The 6701-nt window shown below is 41.7% G+C and carries 8 protein-coding genes and 1 tRNA gene; 4 read left to right on the top strand and 5 right to left on the bottom strand.

Features of this window, described 5'->3' with window-relative positions:
- Nucleotides 1–7 precede the first annotated feature (7 nt).
- Nucleotides 8–94 (top strand) — tRNA-Leu (locus B3O33_RS13025).
- A 116-nt stretch (nucleotides 95–210) separates the two neighbouring features.
- On the opposite strand, the gene rnk is transcribed toward B3O33_RS13025, so the two are convergent.
- From rnk to B3O33_RS13000, 5 genes are all read right to left on the bottom strand, one after another.
- Entirely contained in the window at nucleotides 211–624 is a 414-nt protein-coding gene (gene rnk, locus B3O33_RS13020; RefSeq protein WP_292360718.1) for a nucleoside diphosphate kinase regulator, read from the bottom strand.
- A gap of 540 nt (nucleotides 625–1164) precedes the next feature.
- A complete protein-coding gene (gene tatC / locus B3O33_RS13015) occupies nucleotides 1165–1905 on the bottom strand; it encodes a twin-arginine translocase subunit TatC (RefSeq protein WP_349676320.1) in 741 nt (246 codons plus the stop codon).
- Nucleotides 1902–2291 (bottom strand): Sec-independent protein translocase protein TatB, encoded by a 390-nt coding sequence (gene tatB, locus B3O33_RS13010; protein ID WP_292360720.1) that lies wholly within the window; start codon nucleotides 2289–2291, stop codon nucleotides 1902–1904. The genes tatC and tatB overlap by 4 nt, the downstream gene beginning before the upstream one ends.
- A 23-nt stretch (nucleotides 2292–2314) precedes the next feature.
- Entirely contained in the window at nucleotides 2315–2530 is a 216-nt protein-coding gene (tatA, locus tag B3O33_RS13005; RefSeq protein ID WP_292360722.1) for a Sec-independent protein translocase subunit TatA, read from the bottom strand.
- 90 nt (nucleotides 2531–2620) lie between these two features.
- Nucleotides 2621–3637, bottom strand: a complete 1017-nt coding sequence (locus B3O33_RS13000) for a helix-turn-helix domain-containing protein (protein WP_292360724.1) — start codon at nucleotides 3635–3637, stop codon at nucleotides 2621–2623.
- Nucleotides 3638–4253: 616 nt separating this feature from the next.
- On the opposite strand from B3O33_RS13000, the gene B3O33_RS12995 reads away from it, so the two are divergent.
- The 3 genes from B3O33_RS12995 to B3O33_RS12985 all read left to right on the top strand — a co-directional run.
- Entirely contained in the window at nucleotides 4254–5102 is an 849-nt protein-coding gene (locus B3O33_RS12995; RefSeq protein ID WP_292363784.1) for a methylamine utilization protein MauF, read from the top strand.
- 17 nt (nucleotides 5103–5119) lie between these two features.
- Entirely contained in the window at nucleotides 5120–6397 is a 1278-nt protein-coding gene (mauB, locus tag B3O33_RS12990) for a methylamine dehydrogenase (amicyanin) large subunit (RefSeq protein WP_292360728.1), read from the top strand.
- Nucleotides 6398–6409: 12 nt separating this feature from the next.
- A partial coding sequence (locus B3O33_RS12985) for a MauE/DoxX family redox-associated membrane protein (protein WP_292363783.1) occupies nucleotides 6410–6701 on the top strand: 292 nt, incomplete at its 3' end.

Here is a 6701-nt window from a genome sequence, read left to right as displayed (position 1 = left end):
GCTTGCTGCCCGGGTGGTGAAATTGGTAGACACAAGGGACTTAAAATCCCTCGACTTTGCGGTCGTGCCGGTTCGATTCCGGCCCCGGGCACCATCAGAAATATCAAAGCCTCAATACTGAAAAGTGTTGGGGCTTTTTTGTTTATGGCTTAGTGCAATACTTTGGCTGAAAGGTGTCTAGTTTTTTAGTGGCGATTCATTGGTTTATATCTATCTGTGATATTCACCTGCACGTTCCGGTTGATAAAGGATATTTTCAACCCTGACTTTGATGTTCTTTCCACTTGGATTAGGCCAATAGATCTCATCACCCTGCTTCATGCCCAAAAGAGCTGTTCCAATTGGTGAAAATATTGACAAGGTAGAGCCATCTTCCCTGATGTCTTTGGGATATACCAGAGTTACATAAAAAGGAGCCTCAGAAGAGGATATAGATAGCTGGACCGTTGAGTTCATAGAAACGACGTTTTCAGGAAGATGTCGTGAATCCACAACCTTTGCCCTCTTTAACTCACCTTCCAAGTTGAGCTTACAGAGAGCGTCAGAATATGATCTAAAGCCGAGCAAGACCTCTAGCCTCTCAAGGTCTACTGACGAAATGATTATATCGGGCTGAATTGTCATGCTAATAACCTCAACATACATAAAAAAACCAGAACGCAGCTGTACTCTACATTCTGGCTAAAATAAAATAAGGAATATATAAGGCCTGAATAGACCTTCTGATTAGTATAACACTCGTCAGTTTATAAGAAAGTGCGAATATTACAACATCATGTATATATTGCTAATTTCTACTATCAGCTTTGTAGGGGCGCTGACGACAACCTAGAAATAAGACAAACATATAACTATAGATTCTACTAAAGCCACCGTTTCGACGAATCATGATGTGGCTTGTTTTTTTACTCCATTTAATGAATACCATAATGAATTAACGATATGTGTTTCAATTCAGAATCCGCCACGAGAATAGCCATAAAGTGAAGTCAGTTACACATTATTTTTCCAATGTTTAAACTCGACTTTTAAATCTCAGACCATTTCACGGAAAAATAAAAATTTAAACTAGATAAGGTAAATTTATTACTCAAAGTGTAGTTTTTTTTGCTCAAATGACGATTCGCTAAATTAAAATTATTTTTTTTATTATATGGTCAGCTTCTAATATTGAATTTGGTCTATTTCCTGGACTTTGGTGCTAGTTATATTGGCCACTAAAATCCCTAATTCATACAATAACCACATCGGTATTGCCAGCATAAATTGAGAAATAATGTCCGGAGGTGTTAGGACGGCTCCCAGCACAAAGGCCCCAACAATGACGTAAGCTCTGGCACCTCGAAGAGCTTTTACACTTACTACACCTGATTTCACCAATAAAACCACAACAATAGGTGTTTCAAATGCGAAACCGAATGCGATGAACAAACTGATAGCAAAGTCTAAATATCTGCTTATGTCTGTCATTATCGCCACCCCTTCGGGCGCTGTACTTGCAAGAAACCCAAAGACAACTGGAAAGACCAAAAAATAGGCAAATGCCATTCCACACAACAGAAGTACCACGCTGGAAAGAACCAGAGGTCCAATTAAATTGCGTTCTTTGGTATATAAGCCTGGAGCGATAAAGGCCCAAAGTTGATAAAGCGAATGGGGCGATGACAACAAAAATGCAACCAGCAGCACCATTTTCATAGGTACTAAAAATGGCGTTGCGACTTCAGTTGCAATCATTTGTCCTCCTTCCGGGAGGCTATTCAGTAAGGGTGTCGCGAGTAAATGGTAAATATCATTTGCAAATGGAAATAATGCTAAGCTCATTAAAACAATACCAATAACTATTCGTAATAGGCGATCACGCAACTCAACTAAATGTGAGAAGACGGTTTCCTTGGCGTTCAATTGGATATACCTCGATTGAGAGGATTTGGCTCGGTATCATCGATATTATCTTTCGATGAGTTTACTTTGTTGGAGCTGTTTTTTTGATCTACAGGAAGTTCATTGGAAGGCTGGTTTTGCTTAATAACTAATTCTACAGGCTGCATACCTTGGCGTAGTTCTTCACTCAACCCTAAGTCATGATTTCTTAATTCACTTTCTAATCGCTTTAGATCTGCCGAATGCAGCTCTTTATCAATTTCTGACTTTATATTCATTGTGAATCGCTGCATACGCCCAAAAAGTATTCCGGCAGTCCTTGCAACCGCAGGCAGCTTATCAGGACCGATTACGATAAGTGCTACAACACCAATAATAAGCAGTTCCGGGAAGGCAATATTAAACATAAGTTTTCCACTCTAACTCTTGCTTACTGAGTTTCATTTTGGTGAACTTTGCTTTCCACTGTGTGATTTTCGTCGGTGCTTTTCAAAGTAACTGAAGGATTTTCCTCATTGATCGCCTCCTTGAACCCCTTAACAGCACCACCAAGATCACCACCAAAATTACGGAGTTTTTTGGTGCCAAAAACTAAAGCGACAATCACTAAAACAATAACCCAATGCCAAATACTAAAAGCCCCCATTTCTCTCTCCCGTTAATTATGTCTCGGTAAAAACCATACCTACCAAGGTGGTATTTAAAAATTTACGCAACTAACTTCTAATTGAATCGTTTATTTATCTAATTCTTTTGAAAGCAGCAGTGTCTCACTAGGACTTTCACCAAATAATTCTCTGTAATAACGCGAAAAAAGACTCATATGCCAGAAACCCCATTTGGCTGCTATATTTGCAATGGTGGTTTCATAGGGAGATGATTGCAGTTCCGAGCGAACACGATGAAGACGCAGATTCCGCATGTATTCAACAGGTGTGATACCTAGAACTCGTGAAAAGGCGTGATTTAAAGTACGTCGACTAATACGTAGGTTGATACAGATCTCACCTATGGTTAGGCAATCTCCATCTATCGATAAAGTTAAGTCGCGTACACGGCTGACAATATATCGATGAATACGTTGATCATAGTGTCTTTCCTTACAGTCGCTTGCATGCAGGAGCGCCTGAAGACATGTATCCAACAAATTATCTTCAAAGTGACGCAGTATGTGTTGGATATTTGGATCACCACTACTTTTAGAAATATAGTTGGTGCTGCTATTCAAAGCTGACAGCAATCTTTGTGCAACATCCGTAGGAATTATTTCAACTGGATTAACATTATCCATAAGCTTACGAAGATCAATACCTTCAACCTTTCCGGCATATTCTTCCAGGTGTTCAGCCGAAATTACCGCTGCGGTTATTTCTGAAAAATGAGAAGTCCTGAATAGCAGTTCTCCGTTTTTGTCCAAGGTTATCAATGAGTCAGATTTAACCTGTACACCACCCCATGAAGCATCACCCTCAATAATCGTAGGTATGCCTATTACATATGTATCTTCTGGTGCACTTGCTATCTGATCAACTGCACGGTTCATGCTCTCGCGAAAAATCTGCATATTACGCCCAGTGACACTCATAATAGATCCTGTAAAAGAACCTCTGTCTAACTGAGTGTAATCCTGTGACCAGAATGGCAATGCATCGGCTTGTTCCAAAACATCCCGTGATGTCCGCTCAACAAAATGTATTTTTCTGGTGCCAACAGGATTCCTATTTTTTAAAAGCGCTTCTCTAAAATTCATCATGCTCTCTCCTCGCTCGTTTTTTCCGTGGACATCAAGGTCCGGCACTTAAAATATGCCTTATCGAAAAAAATCCTCTCTCCTTATTGTTTTATGCTATTTGGCTTTTTTAGGAGTTTCAGACTATAGACACAACTCTAGGCAAATAGTAAGAGCTACGGGTAGCAATAAACGGCAACACTCACAATCAAGATTTGATGAAGCTCTCATTTGGAAACAGATCAAGCGGAATAGACCCTGTTTAGCCATACTTCAAATGCATTTTCATCTGACTTAATGGCTTGTCTTTCAATCATACTCTTAGATGACTGCTCGGCTCCTAGAGCGCCTCAGTATTATTGACAAACTTCAGTCTCATAACGACGCCTGTAGAAAGGCTTCTGAGTTCACGTCACTTAGGTGGCTTTGGCGACGTTGCAGATAATAAAACCCTCCTCTTGCAGGCATCAAAACTGGTTTCAACAGCCTGACTAGCAAAAATCGGCAAGACTTACCCAAATCGGGAAAAACCTCTCGGGATCATGCCGATTTTTGCTACGGCATAAAATTTTAACTCGCTATAGTTATCCCGTTGCAATTTTACAACAACGGTGGGCCAGTCTTGGTCATAGGAGGAGAAATGAGAATGAATCTTGGTGCTGAAACTTATCATCAGCAACCCCAAATGAATACTTCCGTTCCAGATGCAATAGATTTTTCTAAGTCGAGTTCAACTAAAGCTCGATTTGCCACGATGGTTATTGCAGTCATGATCGGAATAGGCGGGGGCGGTCTATTAAGTACACAAGGTGCAAGTACAGGCGCTTTGCAATGGATGTTTATTGTACTCGCTCTAATCGGTGGTTTTCTTTCCACATGGTCACCATGCGGCTACTCAAGCCTAAGTCTGCTTCGACCAGCCGGAAAGTATTCATTTAGTTCGGTCATCCGCTGGGCACCGACTTTTATCACCCATGCACTGGGTTATGCTTTAGGAGCCTTGATGTTAGGCGGCATGCTGGGACTGATCAGTTGGGCATTGTTTAGCGCCTTACCATTCACTTACATGGCCAGTGGTATAGCAATACTAGCGTTAGGTTACGGTGCACATCAGCTTGGTTTTATGAAAATGCCATACCCGCAACGCCGGGCACAAGTTCCTCACGATGCAAGATTCCGTTTTCGTTCATCCACTATCGGTCTTTTGTATGGCTATGCACTGGGTATGAACTATCTGACCTATGTTCAAACCCCTATTCTTTACATCGTTACTGGCGTTGCCTTACTCAGCGGCAACGTTACAACGGCAATTGCCGTTATTGCCATATTCAACATCGGACGCTGTTTACCAGTTGCCATTAACTTCCTACCGATTAGTAACCAATCAGTCCAAGCCTGGCTGGCTCGTTGGCAGGAACGTGCTGTTGAAATAGATGGATTCCTTCTACTTTCAATTGGATCAGCAGCCTTAATGCTTCTTATTCTTTGAAGCAGGATGAATCTTGTTTGAAAAATTTAGTAACAAAAACATTAACAACAATTAATGGTTGGAGGAGAGATATGACCATAAAACATAGTGAAATTAGAGCTGGACAAACAAAACAATCCAAGCGTCTCGCAGTCAGTGTGGCTTTTGCTGCGATACTGGCCGGTGGCACTCAAGCCGCTATAGCAGGGGGAGCTGTACCTCAACAATTGGGGTCAGAAGCGACCTTAGAACTAATGGATACACCAGTCATTCTTGATGCACCACCAAGTGATGCCAAACGAGTCTATGTGCTCGACGCGGGTGCTTTTCATATGACGTCAACTTATTACACCATTGATGGCAATAACAACAAACTGCTCGGTATGACTGATGCAGGTAAGTTGCCTCATATGATGCTTGGCGATAACGGTAACTTCATGGCTATTGCCAGCACCATGTATTCACGTGTTGCTCGGGGTACGCGTGATGATTATATCGAAATTATTGACTCAAAAACGCACAGGCCAATAGCAGATATTGATATTCCGGAGGGTCGTTTCCTGACAGGTGTAATGCAACGCATGGCGAGTTTAAGTGCAGATGAAAAACATATCTTGTTCCAACAGTTTTCACCTTCACCAGCAGTAGGTCTTGTTGATTTGGAAAAGGAATCTTTCGTTAAGATGATGCCAATTCCAGACTGTTACCACTTGTTCCCAGTACCGGATCAAAAGTTCTTTATGCATTGTCGTGATGGCTCTCTTCTCGAAGTGAGCTATGACAGTGAAGGGAACACGCAACAGAAAAACACTAAGGTTTTTCATGGTGAAGAGGATTACCTCTTTAATAACCCTGCCTACTCAAACAAAACCGGACACCTTGTGTGGCCAAGTACAAATGGTCGTATCTTCCAAGCCAAGCTAACTGCTTCGGGTGCTGAGTTTATGCAACCATTCGATGCTTTCACTAAAGAACAGAAAGCAGACAAGTGGGCTCCAGGTGGCTGGCAACCAGTCAGTTATCACAATGATCGTAATGAAATATATCTGTTAGCTGATCAACGAGACAAATGGACGCATAAGCTGACAAGCCGTTATGTGTTCGTAATTGACGGTACAACGGGTAAACAATTACGTCGTATCGATATGGGCCATGAAATAAATGGTATAGGCGTAAGTCAAGATGCTGAACCTTATCTTTTTGCTTCTTCTCCAGGAGAACAAACTCTTTACACCTTCGACGCAATCTCTGGTGAGGAACTAGGCAAAATCGATGAGCTTGGAAGAGCGCCTGTATTAATTTACTTACCGGAATAAAGTGAGGAAATTATGAACTTGGTAATTAATGACGCTTCTGTCGCAGTTCTAGCCTCGCTTTTTCTTGGGCTGGTATTAGCAGCCGCAGCGATTCCCAAGTTACGACACCCTGACGAGTTTCAGGGTGTTGTAACAAACTATCGGTTGTTGCCATCTTTTTTGGTAACACCCTTTGCAAGATTGCTTCCTCTAGTTGAACTGGTATGTGCAGTAGCACTTCAAATAACACCAGCTCGAGAAATGGCAGCATGGACAGCAACTGGGCTTTTTATCATGTTTGCAGTGGCTATCGCTATCAATGTAG

Source organism: Methylophaga sp. UBA1464, assembly GCF_002325665.1.
Taxonomy (GTDB): domain Bacteria; phylum Pseudomonadota; class Gammaproteobacteria; order Nitrosococcales; family Methylophagaceae; genus Methylophaga.
Note: the sequence above shows the minus strand (reverse complement) of the source record. Positions and strands in the feature narration are given on the sequence as shown.